Origin of the sequence: Pseudosulfitobacter sp. SM2401 (assembly GCF_042932805.1) — a bacterium.
Taxonomy (GTDB): Bacteria; Pseudomonadota; Alphaproteobacteria; order Rhodobacterales; family Rhodobacteraceae; genus Ascidiaceihabitans.
In genome coordinates this window covers 1959257-1976821 of the sequence record NZ_CP170633.1, presented here as the reverse complement: position 1 = coordinate 1976821, position 17565 = coordinate 1959257, and the positions used below count along the sequence as shown (strand labels likewise).

Annotated in this window: 16 protein-coding genes; 8 read left to right on the top strand and 8 right to left on the bottom strand. The window is 57.4% G+C overall.

All coding sequences use genetic code 11. From position 1 onward, the window contains the following. The first annotated feature begins 141 nt into the window (after positions 1-141). Both ileS and ACFIO0_RS09775 read left to right on the top strand, forming a co-directional pair. Positions 142-3048 carry an isoleucine--tRNA ligase gene (ileS, locus tag ACFIO0_RS09780; RefSeq protein WP_390915154.1) on the top strand — a complete coding sequence of 969 codons (2907 nt, stop codon included), beginning with the start codon at positions 142-144 and terminating at the stop codon, positions 3046-3048. A 54-nt stretch (positions 3049-3102) separates the two neighbouring features. Next, positions 3103-3372, top strand: a complete 270-nt coding sequence (locus ACFIO0_RS09775; RefSeq protein WP_390915153.1) for a DksA/TraR family C4-type zinc finger protein — start codon at positions 3103-3105, stop codon at positions 3370-3372. A 1-nt stretch (position 3373) separates the two neighbouring features. On the opposite strand, the gene ACFIO0_RS09770 is transcribed toward ACFIO0_RS09775, so the two are convergent. From ACFIO0_RS09770 to ACFIO0_RS09740, 7 genes are all read right to left on the bottom strand, one after another. Beyond that, positions 3374-3850 carry a GNAT family N-acetyltransferase gene (locus ACFIO0_RS09770; RefSeq protein ID WP_390915152.1) on the bottom strand — a complete coding sequence of 159 codons (477 nt, stop codon included), beginning with the start codon at positions 3848-3850 and terminating at the stop codon, positions 3374-3376. Then, entirely contained in the window at positions 3847-5667 is a 1821-nt protein-coding gene (locus ACFIO0_RS09765) for a M3 family oligoendopeptidase (protein ID WP_390915151.1), read from the bottom strand. Before ACFIO0_RS09765 ends, ACFIO0_RS09770 begins: the two co-directional genes overlap by 4 nt. A 74-nt stretch (positions 5668-5741) precedes the next feature. Then, entirely contained in the window at positions 5742-6614 is an 873-nt protein-coding gene (locus ACFIO0_RS09760; RefSeq protein ID WP_390915150.1) for an amidohydrolase family protein, read from the bottom strand. Then, a complete protein-coding gene (locus ACFIO0_RS09755; RefSeq protein ID WP_390915149.1) occupies positions 6607-8199 on the bottom strand; it encodes an ATP-dependent DNA ligase in 1593 nt (530 codons plus the stop codon). The genes ACFIO0_RS09760 and ACFIO0_RS09755 overlap by 8 nt, the downstream gene beginning before the upstream one ends. Then, on the bottom strand, positions 8196-9209 hold the full coding sequence (locus ACFIO0_RS09750; RefSeq protein WP_390915148.1) for a ligase-associated DNA damage response exonuclease: 1014 nt from the start codon (positions 9207-9209) through the stop codon (positions 8196-8198). The genes ACFIO0_RS09755 and ACFIO0_RS09750 overlap by 4 nt, the downstream gene beginning before the upstream one ends. 44 nt (positions 9210-9253) lie before the next feature. Next, the gene (locus ACFIO0_RS09745) at positions 9254-10192 is read right to left on the bottom strand and encodes an alpha/beta fold hydrolase (protein WP_390915147.1); all 939 of its coding nucleotides are present in this window, start codon (positions 10190-10192) and stop codon (positions 9254-9256) included. Positions 10193-10203: 11 nt separating this feature from the next. After that, entirely contained in the window at positions 10204-10494 is a 291-nt protein-coding gene (locus tag ACFIO0_RS09740) for an SCP2 sterol-binding domain-containing protein (RefSeq protein ID WP_390915146.1), read from the bottom strand. A gap of 84 nt (positions 10495-10578) precedes the next feature. On the opposite strand from ACFIO0_RS09740, the gene ACFIO0_RS09735 reads away from it, so the two are divergent. The 5 genes from ACFIO0_RS09735 to ACFIO0_RS09715 all read left to right on the top strand — a co-directional run bounded on the left by ACFIO0_RS09735 (position 10579) and on the right by ACFIO0_RS09715 (position 15614). Beyond that, the gene (locus ACFIO0_RS09735; RefSeq protein ID WP_390915145.1) at positions 10579-11136 is read left to right on the top strand and encodes a tetratricopeptide repeat protein; all 558 of its coding nucleotides are present in this window, start codon (positions 10579-10581) and stop codon (positions 11134-11136) included. Between the two features lie 45 nt (positions 11137-11181). Then, on the top strand, positions 11182-13938 hold the full coding sequence (locus tag ACFIO0_RS09730) for a helicase-related protein (protein ID WP_390915315.1): 2757 nt from the start codon (positions 11182-11184) through the stop codon (positions 13936-13938). Further along, positions 13939-14355 carry a S4 domain-containing protein gene (locus ACFIO0_RS09725; RefSeq protein ID WP_390915144.1) on the top strand — a complete coding sequence of 139 codons (417 nt, stop codon included), beginning with the start codon at positions 13939-13941 and terminating at the stop codon, positions 14353-14355. A gap of 52 nt (positions 14356-14407) precedes the next feature. Then, complete coding sequence (gene fdxA, locus ACFIO0_RS09720; protein ID WP_390915143.1) at positions 14408-14746, top strand: ferredoxin FdxA; 339 nt, start codon at positions 14408-14410, stop codon at positions 14744-14746. A 352-nt stretch (positions 14747-15098) separates the two neighbouring features. Continuing rightward, positions 15099-15614, top strand: a complete 516-nt coding sequence (locus tag ACFIO0_RS09715; protein ID WP_390915142.1) for a CarD family transcriptional regulator — start codon at positions 15099-15101, stop codon at positions 15612-15614. A gap of 60 nt (positions 15615-15674) precedes the next feature. Here the strand turns inward: ACFIO0_RS09715 and cobS are convergent, their stop codons facing one another. Then, complete coding sequence (gene cobS / locus ACFIO0_RS09710; protein ID WP_390915141.1) at positions 15675-16433, bottom strand: adenosylcobinamide-GDP ribazoletransferase; 759 nt, start codon at positions 16431-16433, stop codon at positions 15675-15677. A 99-nt stretch (positions 16434-16532) separates the two neighbouring features. Between cobS and cobT the strand changes: the two genes are divergently transcribed. Next, entirely contained in the window at positions 16533-17549 is a 1017-nt protein-coding gene (gene cobT / locus ACFIO0_RS09705) for a nicotinate-nucleotide--dimethylbenzimidazole phosphoribosyltransferase (RefSeq protein ID WP_390915140.1), read from the top strand. The last annotated feature ends 16 nt before the right edge of the window (positions 17550-17565 follow it).

The following is a 17565-nucleotide window of genomic DNA, read 5'->3' as shown; positions in this document are numbered from 1 at the left end:
CACTCATGTTTGGTCACCTGATCACTATTCGAATTATATCCCCGGCGCTCTGAACATTTGAGACGCCGGGCCCGAGGTGTTTGAGCCATGCGCTGCGACCCCTGAACCATTCCCCCAGATTTGATCCAAAGGACGCCCCCCATGTGCGCCGACACCCCTGAATACAAACACACGCTGAACCTGCCCAAAACCGATTTTCCGATGCGCGCAGGACTGCCAAAACGCGAACCCGAATGGCTGGCCCGCTGGGAAGACATTGGTGTTTACGACCGCCTGCGCGAAAAAACTGGCCGCACGCCCTTTACGCTGCATGACGGTCCGCCCTATGCCAACGGCCATCTGCACATCGGTCACGCGCTGAACAAAACCATCAAAGACATGATCGTGCGTTCCCATCAAATGATGGGTTTTGACGCGCGCTACATCCCCGGGTGGGATTGCCACGGCCTGCCGATCGAATGGAAAATCGAAGAGCAATATCGCAAAAAGGGCAAGAACAAGGACGCGGTGCCGATCAACGAATTTCGCGCCGAATGTCGCAAGTTTGCAGCCGGTTGGGTCGATATCCAACGCGACGAATTCAAACGTCTCGGCATCACCGGCAATTGGGACAACCCGTACCTGACGATGAACTTCCACGCCGAGCGCGTGATCGCGGAGGAATTCCAGAAGTTCCTGATGACCGGCACGCTGTATCAAGGATCGAAACCAGTGATGTGGTCGCCGGTTGAACAAACCGCATTGGCCGAGGCCGAGGTCGAATACCACGACAAGGAAAGCTTTACCGTTTGGGTGAAGTTCCAAGTCACCGGCACAGGTGACGCCACACTGGACAGCGCCAAAGTTGTGATCTGGACGACTACGCCTTGGACCATGCCGTCCAACAAAGCGGTCGTGTACGGCAAGGATATTTCCTACGGCTTGTACGAAGTCACAGCGCGCCCTGACGAATGCTGGGCCGACGTTGGTGAGCGGTTCTTGTTGGCAGATGCATTGGCTGGCGACGTTTTGGGCCGTGCGCGTTTGGACGACACGATGTACACCCGCGTGTGCGACGTGACCAACGAACAGCTTGAGAAAATTGGCCTTAAGCACCCGTTGTTCGGGGCCGAAGGATCAAACGGCGAATGGGATGACATCCGCGATTTCCGCGCCGCTGAGTTCGTGACCGACACCGAAGGCACGGGCTTTGTGCACTGCGCGCCGTCCCACGGGATGGAAGAATACGAACTGTATCGCGACCTCAACATGCTGCAACAGGTTATCACCTACAACGTCATGGACGATGGTGGGTTCCGCGCGGATCTGCCGTTCTTCGGTGGCAAGTACATCCTGAACCGCAAAGGCGGCGAGGGCGACGCGAACAAGGCCGTGATCGACAAGCTAGTCGAAGTTGGCGGACTGCTCGCACGTGGCAAGATCAAGCACAGCTATCCACACTCGTGGCGCTCTAAGGCTCCGATCATCTATCGCAACACACCGCAGTGGTTCGCAGCCGTGGACAAACCGGTCGGTGATGGCCAGGACACGCACGGGTTAACCATCCGCGAACGCGCCTTGACCGAAATCGACAACGTCAAATGGACCCCGCAATCCGGGCGCAACCGCCTGCATGCCATGATGGAGGCACGACCCGATTGGGTGCTGTCACGCCAAAGGGCATGGGGTGTGCCACTGACGTGCTTTACCAAGGTTGGCGCATTGCCGACGGACGCGGATTTCTTGTTGCGCAATGAGGCCGTGAACACGCGGATCGTCGAGGCATTCGAGGTCGAAGGCGCAGATGCATGGTACGAAGACGGGGCCAAAGACCGCTTTCTTGGCGGCATCGTTGATCCCGAAGCCTACAACCAAGTCTTTGATATCTTGGACGTTTGGTTTGATTCCGGATCAACCCACGCCTTTGTTTTGCGTGACCGCGAAGACGGCACTGAGGATGGTATCGCAGATGTCTACATGGAAGGCACGGATCAACACCGCGGCTGGTTCCATTCATCGCTGTTGCAATCGGTTGGCACCACGGGCCGCGCGCCGTACCGCAACGTCGTAACGCACGGATTCACGCTGGATGCCAAGGGCCTGAAGATGTCCAAATCCATCGGCAACACCATCGTGCCCGAGAAAATCGTGCAGCAATACGGCGCGGACATCCTGCGCCTTTGGGTGGCCCAAACCGACTATACTGCGGATCAACGCATCGGGGATGAAATCCTTAAAGGGGTGGCTGACAGCTATCGCCGTCTTCGCAACACGCTGCGCTTTATGCTGGGGTCGCTGAACGACTTTAGCGAGGCGGACCGGGTAGAAGCCGCAGACATGCCAGAGCTGGAGCAGTGGGTCTTGCACCGTTTGTCCGAACTGGATCAGGTGGTGCGCGATGGCTATGCTGCGTTCGATTTCCAAGGCGTTTTCCAGGCGGTGTTCACCTTTGCAACGGTTGATCTGAGCGCATTTTATTTCGACGTGCGCAAGGATGCGCTGTACTGCGACGGTGACACGGCGCAACGTCGGGCTGCACGCACAGTTCTGGACATTCTGTTCCATCGTTTGACCACGTGGTTGGCACCGGTTTTGGTGTTCACGATGGAAGAAGTCTGGCTGGAACGGTTTGGCGATGCGGGCAGTTCGATCCACTTGGTCGACATGCCAGAGACACCGGATGCGTGGCGCAACGACGATTTGGCCGCTAAGTGGGCTGGCATTCGCGCCGCCCGCCGCGTCGTGACTGCAGCCCTAGAAGTGCAGCGCACGAACAAGGTGATCGGCGCGTCTTTGGAAGCAGGACCAATGGTTTACGTGGCGGATGACGCTTTGCGCACAGCGCTGGGTGAGATGCCGTTTGACGACATCTGCATCACGTCTTCGATTGTTGTGTCAGGCGACGCGGCCCCAGACGGCGCGTTTACGTTGCCCGAAACGGACGGCGTTGCCGTGGTCTTTGACAAGGCGGCAGGCGATAAATGCCAACGCTGCTGGAAAGTGCTGCCGGACGTCGGTGCCCATGGAACGGACGGCATTTGCGGACGCTGCGCTGACGCGCTAAAATAAGCCAAAGGGTGCGCCACAGGCGCACCTTACCCGCGTGACTTTGGGAGAGGTGACATGGCCGGTGGATGGGCGCGTGATGGCGCGGTTTCGGAACAAATCGAGGCGTCAATCAGCGATGAATTGGCCCGATTGAAGGCACGCAAAGTGCCCGTCGGTGATAGTTTAACCCATTGCGCTGAATGCGAGGAACCGATCCCAGAGGCGCGTCGCATCGCGATCCCCGGCGTCAAGATTTGTATTGAATGCGCCCAGGACCGCGACAGTGTGCAACAGGCGCGCGGTGGCATCAACCGGCGTGGATCCAAAGACAGTCAGCTGAAGTGAATTATGTGACGAGGCCAAGGCGCAGGACATGCTGTGGTCCGGCATTGCCGTGCGGCCAGATTTCACCCGTATCTGAAAACCCACCCTTGGCGTAGGCGCGTACGGCGGCCAGGTTGATGACATTGACCGTCAGAAACACCGATTTTGCATCGCGGTAGTGCTCACGCAAATAGGTCGGTAACGCGCGACAGGCCTGTGCGCCGAACCCTTTGCCCTGGTGTCCCAAATCTATCAGAAACGCCCGCAGACCAAGGTCGCCTTTGGATGCAAACGGATAGCGATCTGGAAAACTTCTGTCGATTTTGAAGAAACCGACTGCCGTGCCATTTATCTCGATCGCGTGGAAATCCACATCTGCTTCATTGGTCTCAAATGCCTCGGCCACTGTGCCGGAAAACCGGATTTGGTCGGGGGCCACGCGCAGATGGGCGACGCGTGGCAAATCGGTGCGTGCAAGAGGGGCAAGCGTTACGCTCATTCCTCCATGGCTTCCAATTCATCAATGAAGCCTGAGATCATCGACAGCCCTTTGTCCCAGAATTTCGGGTCCGAGGCGTCAAGACCAAAAGGGGCCAAAAGTTCTTTGTGGTGCTTGGATCCGCCGGCCTTCAGCATATCGAAATACTTGTCCTCAAAACCCTCGTCGCCTTCGGCGTAGACGGCGTAAAGCGCGTTCACCAAACCGTCGCCAAACGCGTAGGCATAGACGTAAAATGGCGAGTGGACGAAGTGCGGAATGTAGGCCCAGAATGTCTCGTAGCCGTCCATGAATTCAAAGGCTGGGCCTAGGCTTTCGCCCTGAACACTCATCCAGATTTCATTGACATTCTCGGGGGTTAACTCGCCTCCGGCGCGCGCGGCATGCAGTTTGCACTCAAAATCATAGAATGCAATTTGGCGCACCACGGTGTTGATCATGTCCTCGACTTTGCCCGCCAGCATGATCTTGCGCTGGGCTTTGGTTTCGGCCCCATCCAGCATCTTGCGGAAGGTCAGCATTTCGCCAAACACAGATGCTGTTTCGGCCAAAGTCAGCGGGGTTGAGGACAGCATTTCGCCTTGTCCGGCGGCCAGAACCTGATGCACACCGTGGCCTAATTCGTGGGCCAAAGTCATGACATCACGCGGTTTTCCAAGGTAGTTCAGCATCACATAGGGGTGCACATCGGTGACTGTCGGATGCGCAAATGCGCCCGGTGCTTTGCCTGGTTTCACGCCAGCATCAATCCAGCCGTCGCTAAAGAACGGCTTGGCAATTTCGCCCATGCGCGGATCAAACGCGGTGTAGGCATCCATCACGGTTTTTTCGGCCTGATCCCAGTTTACGATTGTCGGATCTTCCATTGGCAGGGGCGCGTTGCGGTCCCAGACCTGCATCACGTCAAGGCCAAGCCATTTGCGTTTTAGTTCGTAATATCGGTGGCTTAGCTTGGGGTAGGCGGCAACAACGGCATCGCGCAGGGCCTGCACCACTTCGGGTTCTACGTCGTTTGACAAGTGGCGACCGGTTTGCGGCGTTTCCATGCCACGCCAGCGATCAATGATCTCTTTTTCTTTAGCTTGGGTGTTGTGGACTCGGGCGAAGGTTTTGATATTGCTGCCAAAAACATCCGCCAACTCGCGGGCTGCCGCCTCGCGTTTGGCGCGGTCCGGATCTGTCAGGAAGTTCAGCGTGCCTTCGATGTTCAGCTGTTCGCCGTCGATTTCAAATTCCAAGCCGGCGATGGTTTCATCAAACAGCCGTTCCCACGCATCGCCAACAACGCCCAGATCGTGCATGAATTTCTCTAGCTCGTCGGACAACTGGTATTTTTTCATCGCGCGAATGCGATCAAACACCGGTTTGTAGCGGGCGAGTTTGGCGTTGGCGGCCAGCAGCCCTTCCATGTGGGTGTCGTCCAAGCGGTTGAGCTCTAACGTGAAAAATACCAGCGGCGTTGTGTAATTGGTGATTTTTTCCTGGGAATCGGACATGAATTTGGCGCGACCCGCATCCGTTGTCATCTGGTAATAGCGCAGGCCGGCGTAGGACATGATGCGCCCGGCAACCTGATTGATCTTTTCGTTGCGCAGAACACAATCCAGCAGACCGTCGCTGTCCAATGTCACCAATTTGCCTTCGTAATCACGGGCAAAAGACGCGCAGGCCTCTTCGAGCCAATCTGAATCCCGCTTTAGCTCAGGCGCATTTTCACCCGTGTAAAGGTCATCCAAATTCCATTCCGGCAGGTTGCCCAAGGGCTCGCCTTTGGTGTTCGCGTTGGCATCATGGACGGGAAAGGGCAGTTGGAACATATAAAAACCTCATGTTTGTTGGCTCATAGGTATGGTCGGTGCGGGGTTAGGACAAGCGGCAATTGCGCGGCGTGTCAAAAGCCGAACAGCCGGGCGGGATTGTCGACCAGAATGGCGTGGCGATCCGCGTCGCTGACCACGGCGCCCAGCGCATCCAGCAGATCGGCGGCGTGCGGCATGCTCGCCCCGTTCAGCATCAAATGCGGCCAATCCGAGCCCCAAAGACAGCGTTCCGGATTGGCTTTGACCAGTCGCGCAACCAGTTCGGCGGCGTCTGTGTAGGGGGCCTCGCACATCCGGTAAAGTGCCGACAATTTTACCCAAACATGACCCTCGGCCAACAACGCGCACAGCGTATCGATGCCAGCGGCGTGCGCAGACAACGGCCCGCTTGGCCATGCAATGTGATCAAACACTACGGGCACGGGCAGGGCGCAGATGTCATCTGCCAACTGGTCCATGTGCTGATCTGCGTGGCACAGCATTTGAATGTGCAAGTTCCGGTCCGCCAGCGCAGGGGCCATTGTTTTGGCGCCGTCCCACGACAAAACGCCGCCGTGCACGTAGTTCAAACGCACTGCGCACATGTTCCATCGGGCAAACTGGTCAAGCGCGCTTTCGTCGGCATCATCGGGTAAAAGACCGACGCCCCTGAACCCGTCACCCATCTGACGCACGGCCTCGACGGTGACCGAATTGTCTGTGCCATAAAGGATCGAATGAACAATCACTCCGCGCTCAAACCCCATAGTTTCAAGGTGTTGACGGTACAGGTTCATCCACTGGGCAAAGTCCGGACCGGGCGCTGGGTTTTCAACGCGCCCCTCCCATAAGGTGTATTCATCGAGGCCTGCCACAAGGTGGACATGCGCATCACAGGCCCCCTTTGGCAGGGGTTTTGAGGGGCCGCGCGGCGCAGGCGGCATCAGAGCATCGGGTTTATCCATAAATCGCGAGCATCTCGTTCAGATCATCAAGTGTGTTGGCATCTTGCACGGATTTGTCTTGTCGCCAACGGGCCATACGCGGAAACCGCAACGCAACGCCCGATTTGTGGCGAGAAGACGCTTGGATGCCTTCAAACGCAATTTCGAAGACGTGGTGCGGCGTGACCTGGCGCACAGGGCCAAAACGTTGCAGCGTGTTCTTTTTGACCCATGCGGTGATCTTGCGGAATTCCTCGTCCGAAAGGCCGGAATAAGCTTTGGTAAAGGGGACCAGATCGTTGCCATTCCAGACCGCAAATGTGTAATCGGTGAACAGGTTCGCGCGTCGCCCGTGACCCGATTGTGCGTAGATCATCACGGCGTCAATGCTCAGCGGGTCCAGCTTCCATTTCCACCAATCGCCTTTTTTGCGACCTACGCGGTACGGGCTTTCGCCACGCTTCAGCATCAATCCCTCGGCCTGTTGATGGCGGGCATCACAGCGGGTTTCTGCCAAATCTTTCCATGAATTGAAAGGGATAGTCGGGGACAAACGCACCGGCGCGTCATCGGGTAGATCGGCGCAGGCCCGTTCCAAAAGGGCACGACGGTATTGCAACGGATGCGCGCGCAGATCAACACCACCCCATTCCAGCAGGTCATAAGCGTACAAGATCACTGGCGCATCGTTCAGCAGTTTCTTGGGTACAGTTTTGCGCCCGATCCGTTTTTGCAGCGCGTTAAACGATTGCGGGTGTCCATCGCGCCAGACCAGCAGTTCGCCGTCCAGAACGGTGCCTGAAGGCACATAATCGATGGCGCGCGACAACTCTGGAAAGCGATCTGTCATCAATTCTTCGCCCCGCGACCAGACGAAATATTGCCCGTCGCGCAGGATCAATTGTCCCCGAATGCCATCCCATTTCCATTCGGCCTGCCAGTCTGCCGGTGGGCCTAAATCCGCCGCGTCACCGTCGAGGCCATGCGCCAAACAAAACGGATAGGGCCGCGATGCATCAGCCGAGGCATCCTCGGCTTCGATCAAATCGTGCCACGTTGTTGTCGTCGGATCCCACTTGCCCATCAGGCGATGCGCCAATTCCGCTTCGCTCTGGCCTGTGGATTTCGCGAGCGCGCGGGTGATCAGTTTTTGGCTGATCCCGACGCGAAACCCACCGGTGATCAGCTTGTTGAACAGGAACCTTTGCGCCGTGTCCAATTGATCCCAAGCGTTCAAAATGGCGGTTTTGCGATCTATTTCATCGACTTCAGCTAGAGATTTTAGGTGCTTGATCCAAAACGACAAACTGTGATCTGACAGGCGTTGTGGCGGCGGTAAGATTAGAGAAATCGTTTCTGCCAAATCGCCGACAATCGGGTAGCATTCGTCGAACAACCAGTCGGGAATCTCTGCCAGTTCAGCGGCCCATTTGCGCAATTTTGTGGTTGTAATGCTGCGTTTGGGGCGACGGCCGGAAAACAAGGCGACGGTCCAAAGCCTGTCTTCCTGTGCGGCTGTGCTGAAATAGTCGGCCAATGCGGCGACTTTTGTGTTGGTCTTTGTGCTTTGGTCCAGTTGCGCGAACAAGGTGGCAAATTGCTTCATGCGTCCTCGCTGGCGTCTAAGGTTTCGCCTTCAAATTGCGTCGGGACAACTTGCGCATTCAAACCGATGTCATTCAAGTGACGCGCAAAGATATCCGTGTAACCGTGTGTTACGTATATATTTTCCGCACCGGTGTCTTTGATTGCACTTAGCAATCCGTTCCAATCGGCATGATCGGAAATGACAAACCCACGATCCCCAGCACGCCGTCTGCGCACACCACGCATTTGCATCCAACCCGACGCAAACGCCGTTTGTTGCGCCCCGAATTTCTGCGCCCACGCACTGCCCAAGGCCGAAGGCGGCGCGAGAACCAACGCGCCCTTGTACGCTTTGTGATCGATAGATCCGTCGGCCAAAGTGGTGTCCGGCAAAATGATCCCTTGCCCTCGCAAGATCACGTTGGTGTTTTCGATGGCGGTGTGTGTCAGGATCGGACCGATGTCTGGGTTTAACATGCTCAGCAAACGCTGCGCTTTGCCCAAGGCATAGGCACCCAGAAACGCGGTCTGGCCATTGGCGGCACAACTGGCCCACCACGCGTTGATTTGTGCGGCGATCACGGATTGCGGCTGCCAGTGGAACACCGGCAAGCCAAAGGTGCTTTCGGTGATGAAATGATGGCATTTCACCGGTTCAAACGGGGTCGAGAGGCCGTCGTCTTCGATTTTGTAATCCCCTGATGCGACCCAGATTTCACCGCCAACTTGGACGCGGATTTGCGCGCTGCCCGGGACGTGCCCGGCGGGGTGGAACGACACTTGCGCGTCACCAATGGTCAAAACCTGCCCGTAGGCCACGGTTTCCACATCAATCGACCCCAACCGATGTCGCATCACGGGCGCAGCAAGATCGGTGCATAAATAATGTTCATGCCCCGCGCGCGCATGATCGGCATGGCCATGCGTGATCAAGGCCCGCTTAACCGGGCGCCACGGATCGATATAGAAATCGCCGGCAGGGCAATAGATGCCGTTGGGGGTGAACGTCAGAACAGGGGGGCGCGTCATGCAAGTGATTCTAGCACGGCGCGCTGCAATTCAAAGGGGCGAGGTCAGTCGCCCAGAAACACCGACATGATTTTGTCAAATATCGGTGCGCGTAATTCAGGCGTTTCCATCAAGACTTCGTGTTCGCCGTTTTGCACCATCACCAATTCGCCGTTCGCCCAACCGGCCATGCGGGTTTTGATCCGCGGTATGCCGACGATGCGTTCGTTCGTACCCAGGAACGTTACACAAGGAACGCTTGGGGCAGGGCGCGCGGCTAAATTCGCGGTCTCTTCGAGCGCCTTGTTCAACCAGACAAAGCTGGGCCCGCCCAAGGACAATTCGGTGTGTGCGGCAAGTTGATCGCGCATCATCTGATACATGTCCGGATCGGTCGTCAGCATGTTGTCATCAAACGGCGCGGTGGCGACGTATGAATCGAGCGTCAAAGTCGGCGGCAATTCATGACCTTTGCCAATCGCCGGCATAATCCGTCCCATGGCCCACGCGAGGGGGCGCATGTGTGGTGCAATCCGAATGCCCCACATCGGGCCGGTAAAGGCCGCGGCCTGAACATCCAATCCATCGACCAGTGACCGCAGGCCAATAGCACCGCCCATGGAATGCGCCACGAGAAAGTAAGGTTTCGGCAAATCCAGTTCAGCAGCAAGGGCAACCATCGCGGCCACATCGCGTTGATAGTCAAGGAAATCAACGACATGACCGGTGCGTGGTTCGTCTAGCAGCCGGTCAGCCAGCCCTTGTCCGCGCCAATCAATTGCAATCGTTGCAAGCCCGCGCGCGGCGAATTCGCCAGCCGTATGCCCGTATTTTTCGATGTATTCGGTGCGCCCGGGAAACAGCAGAACCGTGCCCCGCGCGTCATCTTTTGGCCAAACGCCCAGCCGCACACGCACGCCGTCAGATGCTGTGGCCCAATAGGCAGCGCCCGTTTCGGGGCCAGGGCAAACATCGGTGAACAGCGGGGCGGGTGCGGTGGTCATTTGAAGGGTCATTACGCGAGAACGGACGCCAGTTTCATCGCCATGCCCATGTCGCCGTCAACCGACAGCTTGCCGGTCATAAAGGCGCTTGTCGGGTTGGTGTCGCCAGACAGGATACCTTGGAATGTTTCGACGTCAGCCGACAATGTCACGTCTGCGTCTTCATCCGATGCACGCGCACCGTCGCCGTCGATGATCACGCCGCCTTCGCCTTGGATGTCGAATTTGGCAGAGCCGTCAAAATTGCTGCCAGCAAGTTTTTCGTTCAATGCTACAACGGCTTGGTCGATGATATCGCTCATGGTGCGTGTGCCCTTTTCGGCCTGAATTTAAATTGTGAGCCACAGACCACTGGAAAAGGTGCTGTGTCCTGATACATCTACACTATGGGCATCAATATTCAGAACCTCAAACTTACCGTAGGGGCAATCGCGCTGATAGTCGTGAATTCCTTACCCTTATCTGCTGAACAAGACGTAAATGACTTGTTGGAACAGCTAAAATCGGCCGAACCCAGCGAGGTCGCGCCGATCGAGCGCGCGATCAAGCTGGTGTGGTCCAAATCCGGATCTACGGCGATGGATTTGTTGTTGCGCCGTGGTCGTGACGCGATGGAGGTCGAAGACTGGCCCGCCGCCATCGACCATTTCACCGCCCTGACCGATCATGCGCCAGATTTCGCCGAAGGCTGGCATGCCCGCGCGACCGCCTATTTTCGGGCCGGATTGCATGGCCCTGCGTTGGCCGATCTGGAACACACTTTGGCGCTGAACCCGGATCACTACGAGGCGATCTTTGGCCTTGGCGCGATGATGATGGATCTGGACCGACTGACTTTGGCGGATAAAGCATTCCGCCACGTTCTGCGCTTGCATCCCACCCATGAAAGCGCGACCAAGGCGCTAGAGCAGTTGGAACGTCAGGGGATTGGCCGCACGCTTTAGGCGTGAGACCGCGGGGTAAAAATAGTGTTAACTGCTGGGCGTGTTGTGGCCGTTTTGGGCCCGACCAACACAGGTAAAACCACCTATGCAATCGAGCGGATGCTCGCACATCGCACAGGTATCATCGGCCTGCCGCTGCGCCTGCTTGCGCGCGAGGTGTATGACCGGATTGTCGAACTGCGCGGACCCTCTGTCGTGGCGCTGGTCACAGGCGAAGAACGCATCGTGCCACCACGCACGCAGTACTGGGTTTGCACGGTCGAGGCGATGCCCGAAGGCATGGGCTGTGATTTCCTTGCCATCGACGAAATCCAGCTGTGCGCCGACCCCGAGCGTGGCCATATTTTCACCGACCGTTTGCTGCGCGCACGTGGCCTGCAAGAGACGCAGTTTCTTGGGGCCGACACGATGCGCAGCGCCATCGCAGAACTGGTGCCTGAGGCAACTTTCATGCGCCGCGAGCGGATGTCCGAGCTGACGTATTCCGGCCCCAAGAAGATCTCTCGGATGAAGCCACGCAGCGCAATTGTTGGGTTTTCCGTTGAAAATGTCTACGCGATTGCCGAATTGATCCGCCGTCAAAAGGGCGGTGCGGCCGTGGTCATGGGCGCGCTATCCCCGCGCACGCGCAACGCCCAAGTCGAAATGTACCAGAACGGCGAGGTCGACTATCTGGTCGCCACGGATGCCATCGGCATGGGCCTAAATCTGGATGTGGATCACGTAGCATTTTCGGCGACCACCAAATTTGACGGGCGGCGGATGCGCGCCTTGGCCCCCAATGAATTGGCGCAAATTGCCGGGCGCGCCGGGCGGGGCATGAAGAACGGCACGTTTGGCGTCACAGGCGATGCGTATCCGCTGGATGACGGGGTCGCGCAGGCGATCATGGATCATCGGTTCACGCCCCAAAAGAAACTGAACTACCGCAATCACGCGCTGCAATTTGGATCGGTCAAACGGCTGATCGAAACACTTGAGGCCCCCCCCGATCACGAGATGCTGGTGCGCGCCCGCGAGGCGGACGATCTGCAAACGCTGAAGTCGCTGTCGCAGATCGCCGAGGTCGAGGCGCGTGCCACAGACGGCCCGTCGATCAAGCTGCTGTGGGATGTCTGCCGTGTGCCCGATTTTCGCGGCATCGGTCACGGTGAACACGCCGATCTGGCCGCCACAATTTTCAACTATCTGCACCAGCGCGGCAGCCTGCCGAATGAATGGCTGGCAGGCAAGATCAACCGCATCAATCGCACGGACGGTGACATCGACGCGCTGTCCAAACGGCTCGCGTTTATCCGCACCTGGACCTACGTTTCTCAGCGCAAAGGCTGGTGCGATGACGAAAACCATTGGCGAGAGCAAACACGTGTCGTAGAAGACAGCCTGTCGGATGCGCTGCACGAGCGTCTGACCCAAAGATTTGTAGATCGGCGCACGTCCGTGCTTTTGCGCCGATTGGGACAGAAGGAAGCCATAGTGGCCGAAGTAAACGACGCAGGTGAAGTGACCGTAGAAGGCGAATTTATTGGCAAGTTGGATGGTTTCCGCTTTAGCCAAGACAAGGGCGCTGGTGTGGCCGAGGCAAAGACGATCAAGTCTGCCGCGCTGCAAGCATTGGGCCCGCAGTTCCACCTGCGCGCAGACCGATTCTATAACGCCCCAGACACCGAAATTGATTTCACAGAACAGGGCGGCCTGATGTGGGGCGCGTCCGCTGTGGGCAAATTGGTGGCTGGCGCTGATGCAATGAAGCCACAGGTTGAGGTCTTCGTCGATGACGTCGCCGGCCCCGATGTGGCGCAAAAAGTGCAACGTCGCTTGCAGCATTTCATTGATCGCAAAGTGGCCGCATTGTTCGAACCTTTGTTGAACCTTGGCCGCGACGAAGAACTGACGGGGCTTGCCCGTGGCTTTGCCTTTCAGATGGTCGAAAACCTTGGCGTTTTGCCACGCTCGGCTGTTGCCGAAGACGTCAAAGCACTAGATCAAGACGCTCGCAGCGCGCTGCGCAAACACGGTATCCGGTTTGGCCAGTTCACCATCTTTATGCCGCTGCTTTTGAAGCCCGCACCGACGCGTTTGCGTCTGGTTTTGTGGTCATTGGCCAAAGGTCTCGATGTTTTCCCCGAAAGCCCACCGCCCGGTTTAGTTACAATTCCGGCCGAGCAGGGCGCCGCTGAAGGGTCGGACACGATGGCGGGCTACCGTTTGGCCGGCACGCGTGCAATCCGCATCGACATGCTGGAACGTCTGGCTGACATGCTGCGGTCTGAAAATTCGCGCTCGGGCTTTGAGGCCAAGGCCGACATGCTGTCGATCACCGGCATGACGCTGGAACAGTTTGCTGATTTGATGACAGGCTTGGGCTACAACGCTGAAAAAGGCGAGCGGCCCAAAGTCAAAGCGGTTGTTGCAGCACCCGAGGCTGTTGCGGATGCGCCTGCGTCCGAAACCACGGCTGAAGACGCACCTGCGGAAGCAGCAGTCACCGAAACACCTGCCGAAACACCTGCTGCCGACGCACCTGCTGAAACTGCACCTGTCGAAGCGGCGACACCGGAAACCGAGGTGTTTTACACCTTTACGTGGGCGCGTCCTGCGCGCGCCAACACGCGCCCAGCCCGCGCTGATGGCAACAAGCCACGCGGCAAAGGCAAACCGCAAGGTGGTCCGCGCGGCAAAAAAGCACCGCGGGAGGATAAGTCAAAATCCTTCTCTGCGCGTCCTGCCAAGCCTGAGAAAAAGATCGACCCGGACAATCCGTTTGCAGCAGCCCTTATGGGGCTCAAAGACGGTAAATAATTGCCGGATCACACTGATCCACGGGCGAAACTGCGGCTAGACAAATGGCTGTGGTTCGCCCGTTTTTTCAAATCCCGCTCGATTTCTGCCGCCTGTGTGACTGGCGGTGGCCTGCGCCTGAACGGCGAGCGGGTGACAAAGCGCGCAACACAGATCAGTGCCGGAGATATCGTGACCTTTGCGATTGGCGATCAAGTTCGCGTAATCCAGATCGATGACATCGGAAAACGCCGCGGCCCGGCCCCCGAAGCGCAAACACTTTATACTGATTTGTCCCCGCCCGCGCCGGCAAAACAGGACAAACCACCCACCAATCCCAGCTTTGAAGGAAAAGGTCGCCCGACCAAGCGCAATCGCCGTCAACGCGATCTTTATCATTCGCTATTCGACGATACGAACAGTGATCCGCTTGAATGATTGGTCCGCCTGATTTAGCTAGTGATCAACACGTTTCACAACGAGCGCATTTATGACCTATATCGTCAACGATTCCTGCATTGCTTGCAAATACACTGACTGCGTCGAAGTCTGTCCTGTGGACTGCTTTTACGAGGGTGAAAACATGTTGGTCATTCATCCTGATGAATGCATTGACTGCGGTGTGTGCGAACCTGAATGTCCAGCAGATGCGATCCGTCCAGACACCGAACCGGACATGGAAAAATGGGTTGAATTCAACCGCAAGTATTCAGAACTTTGGCCGGTCATCATCACGAAAAAAGACCAGCTGCCCGAGGCCGAAGAACGCGACGGTGAAACTGGCAAGCTCGAGAAATACTTCTCCGAAGCGCCGGGTGAAGGCGGTTAAACCGAATCATTTTTCGGTTTTGGCAGGAAAAAATACTCTGGATTCGTCAATAATTCCGATGATTTCGTAGTATTTCGCTTAAATTGACCTCTCGGAAACTTTCGAAAGGGTCATTTTTGTGATATGGTGTGGACACACATGAAACGTGACGGACCTGTACATCTCCCGCATTCACCAAGGATCGGGACCTATTAACTTCTGATCAAACGCATCTGAAACGAGGCACACTGTGCGCCCCGTATCATGCGTTTTTGACTGTCGAAAAATGGGTGAACCACAGGCCCGCGCTCTAAATGAACTGCGTGCAGATGCGCGTGAATGACACTGCACATTCGTGCAACGAGGATATTGAATGACCAAATCGAAAAAGCTCGACTTCCGCCCCAATGAATTTGTGGTTTACCCAGCGCATGGCGTTGGCCAAATCGTCTCGGTTGAGGAACAAGAAGTCGCAGGGCTCACGCTCGAGCTGTTCGTCATTGCGTTTGAAAAAGACAAGATGACATTGCGGGTCCCGACAAACAAAGCGACGGACATTGGCATGCGGTCGCTGTCGTCGCCTGACGTGATCGCGCATGCGATGAAAACGCTTAAGGGCAAGGCCAAGGTCAAGCGCGCCATGTGGTCACGTCGTGCGCAAGAGTACGAACAAAAGATCAACTCGGGCGATCTGATCGCAATTGCCGAAGTGGTCCGTGATTTGCACCGCACCGATGACCAGCGCGAGCAAAGCTATTCCGAGCGTCAATTGTACGAAGCCGCTCTTGAGCGTCTGACACGCGAAGTTGCCGCCGTGAACAGTGGTGACGAGTTGGGTGCCGCCCAGCAAATCGGTGACGTTCTGAGCAGCCGTATCGCGGCCGCCTAAACCACTTAAACGTTTGTGAAAATCACCGCGCGTGTCCTCAGGGATGCGCGCGGTCTTCGTTTAAACGATCGCCAGCGTGATCAAAACCGCTGTTTCGCTGATGATTTGCGTCGCCCCCAGAACATCCCCGGTCTGACCACCGATTTTCGCCTTGGCGATCAACCGAACGAGTGCCGCGCAGGCAAGGGCGACCAGCAGCGCGACCAACGCGGACCATCCAGCGGCCAGCAATGCAAGGACTACGCCTGTGATTACAGCGATTTGCACAACCCGGCTTGATGGTTTGCCGACGCTGTGTGCCAACCCGTTTTCGCGGGCATACGGCAGCGTATTCATCGCAATCGGCATCATCGCGCGTGACAGAACTGCGGCGCAAATCACCGCACCCCAGCCGAAATTAATCAACGTTGCCAAGGCCATCCATCGCAAGCCGATCACGATGATCAGGGCCAGAACACCGTAGGTACCAATCTGGCTATCTTTCATGATCTCCAATCGGCGGGCAGGGGCAAAGCCACCCCAAAACCCGTCGGCGCAGTCCGCAAGACCGTCTTCGTGCATCGCACCGGTCGCGACGACAGACGCACCCAGCATCAGTCCGGCAGCAATGCCAGCCTCTAGACCCAAAGCCAGCGCAAGGGCCCCAACCACGCACATCAATGCGCCAATCAGCAAACCAACCAGCGGAAAGGCCCAGACCGCGCGCGCCTGATTTTCGAACGCCTGTTTCGGGGCGTGTGGCAAGGGCAGGCGCGTCAGCAGCGCAGCCGCGACAATCAAATCCCAAGCCGAGGGTTGGAATGGGTCGTTTTTATTCATTTCAGCGCCTTTTTCTTGTCTTGCAGTGCGACATGCATTGGGTAAACAGGCGCGAGGCGTCTGACAAGAGACGCCAGTGGCATCGGATAGGGTACAGACATGACGCAACCAGCTTTCAACACATTGAACGACGTGCGCGCGATCATGGCAGGCCTGCCTGATGCGGATGCGGATGCAACGGTGGGCGCGACGGCGCGCAACGGCCAGCTGACCAAACCGCCCGGCGCGCTGGGCCGGCTCGAAGACCTCGCGATCTGGTACGCTGGATGGCGCGGCACTGACCGCCCGTCGCTCAGCGCCCCGCAGATCATCGTGTTCGCGGGCAATCACGGCGTTGCGGCCAAAGGCGTGTCTGCATTCCCGCCAGAAGTTACGGAACAGATGGTGCTGAATTTCCAACACGGGGGCGCGGCGATCAATCAGTTGGCCAAGGCGTTCGGCGCTAAAATGGACGTTCACGCCTTGTCCTTGGACACGCCGACCGCTGATTTCACCCAATCCACCGCCATGAGCGAGGCCGAAGTGATCGACGCCCTGCGCACCGGTTGGGACGCCGTTGACGCGGGTGCTGATCTGCTGGTGACCGGCGAAATGGGCATTGGCAACACGACCTCTGCGGCGGCAATCGGCATGGCGCTGTTTGGCGGCGCTGCGTCTGACTGGACAGGGCGGGGCACTGGCGTTGACGATGCCGCATTGCAGGCCAAAACCAACGTCGTCGCGGAGGGTGTCGCGCTGCACGGTGGCAAAGGCGACGGGCTAGATGTTCTGGCGGCCCTTGGCGGGCGCGAATTGGCAGGCATGGCGGGCGCGATCCTACGGGCACGCGTGCTGCGCATTCCGGTCATTCTGGACGGATTTATCTGTTGCGCCGCTGCCGCCTGTCTTGAAGTAGCCCACAAAGGCGCGCTGGATCATGCCGTCGCTGGCCACCAAAGCGCTGAAGGTGCGCACGCACGGATGCTAAGCGCATTGGGCAAAGAGCCGCTGTTACAGCTTGGTCTGCGCTTGGGCGAAGCATCAGGTGGTGCCTTGGCAATCGGTGTGTTGCAAGGTGCGATCGCATGTCACTCAGGCATGGCGACCTTTGCCGAAGCAGGCGTTTCAGACGGGTAAGGTGGGCGTGTCGCCC

Coding starts and splice junctions, on each gene's coding strand:
- ileS (WP_390915154.1), top strand. CDS start 142: ATGTGCGCCGACACCCCTGAATACAAACACACGCTGAACCTGCCCAAA.
- ACFIO0_RS09775 (WP_390915153.1), top strand. CDS start 3,103: ATGGCCGGTGGATGGGCGCGTGATGGCGCGGTTTCGGAACAAATCGAG.
- ACFIO0_RS09770 (WP_390915152.1), bottom strand. CDS start 3,850: ATGAGCGTAACGCTTGCCCCTCTTGCACGCACCGATTTGCCACGCGTC.
- ACFIO0_RS09765 (WP_390915151.1), bottom strand. CDS start 5,667: ATGTTCCAACTGCCCTTTCCCGTCCATGATGCCAACGCGAACACCAAA.
- ACFIO0_RS09760 (WP_390915150.1), bottom strand. CDS start 6,614: ATGGATAAACCCGATGCTCTGATGCCGCCTGCGCCGCGCGGCCCCTCA.
- ACFIO0_RS09755 (WP_390915149.1), bottom strand. CDS start 8,199: ATGAAGCAATTTGCCACCTTGTTCGCGCAACTGGACCAAAGCACAAAG.
- ACFIO0_RS09750 (WP_390915148.1), bottom strand. CDS start 9,209: ATGACGCGCCCCCCTGTTCTGACGTTCACCCCCAACGGCATCTATTGC.
- ACFIO0_RS09745 (WP_390915147.1), bottom strand. CDS start 10,192: ATGACCACCGCACCCGCCCCGCTGTTCACCGATGTTTGCCCTGGCCCC.
- ACFIO0_RS09740 (WP_390915146.1), bottom strand. CDS start 10,494: ATGAGCGATATCATCGACCAAGCCGTTGTAGCATTGAACGAAAAACTT.
- ACFIO0_RS09735 (WP_390915145.1), top strand. CDS start 10,579: ATGGGCATCAATATTCAGAACCTCAAACTTACCGTAGGGGCAATCGCG.
- fdxA (WP_390915143.1), top strand. CDS start 14,408: ATGACCTATATCGTCAACGATTCCTGCATTGCTTGCAAATACACTGAC.
- ACFIO0_RS09715 (WP_390915142.1), top strand. CDS start 15,099: ATGACCAAATCGAAAAAGCTCGACTTCCGCCCCAATGAATTTGTGGTT.
- cobS (WP_390915141.1), bottom strand. CDS start 16,433: ATGAATAAAAACGACCCATTCCAACCCTCGGCTTGGGATTTGATTGTC.
- cobT (WP_390915140.1), top strand. CDS start 16,533: ATGACGCAACCAGCTTTCAACACATTGAACGACGTGCGCGCGATCATG.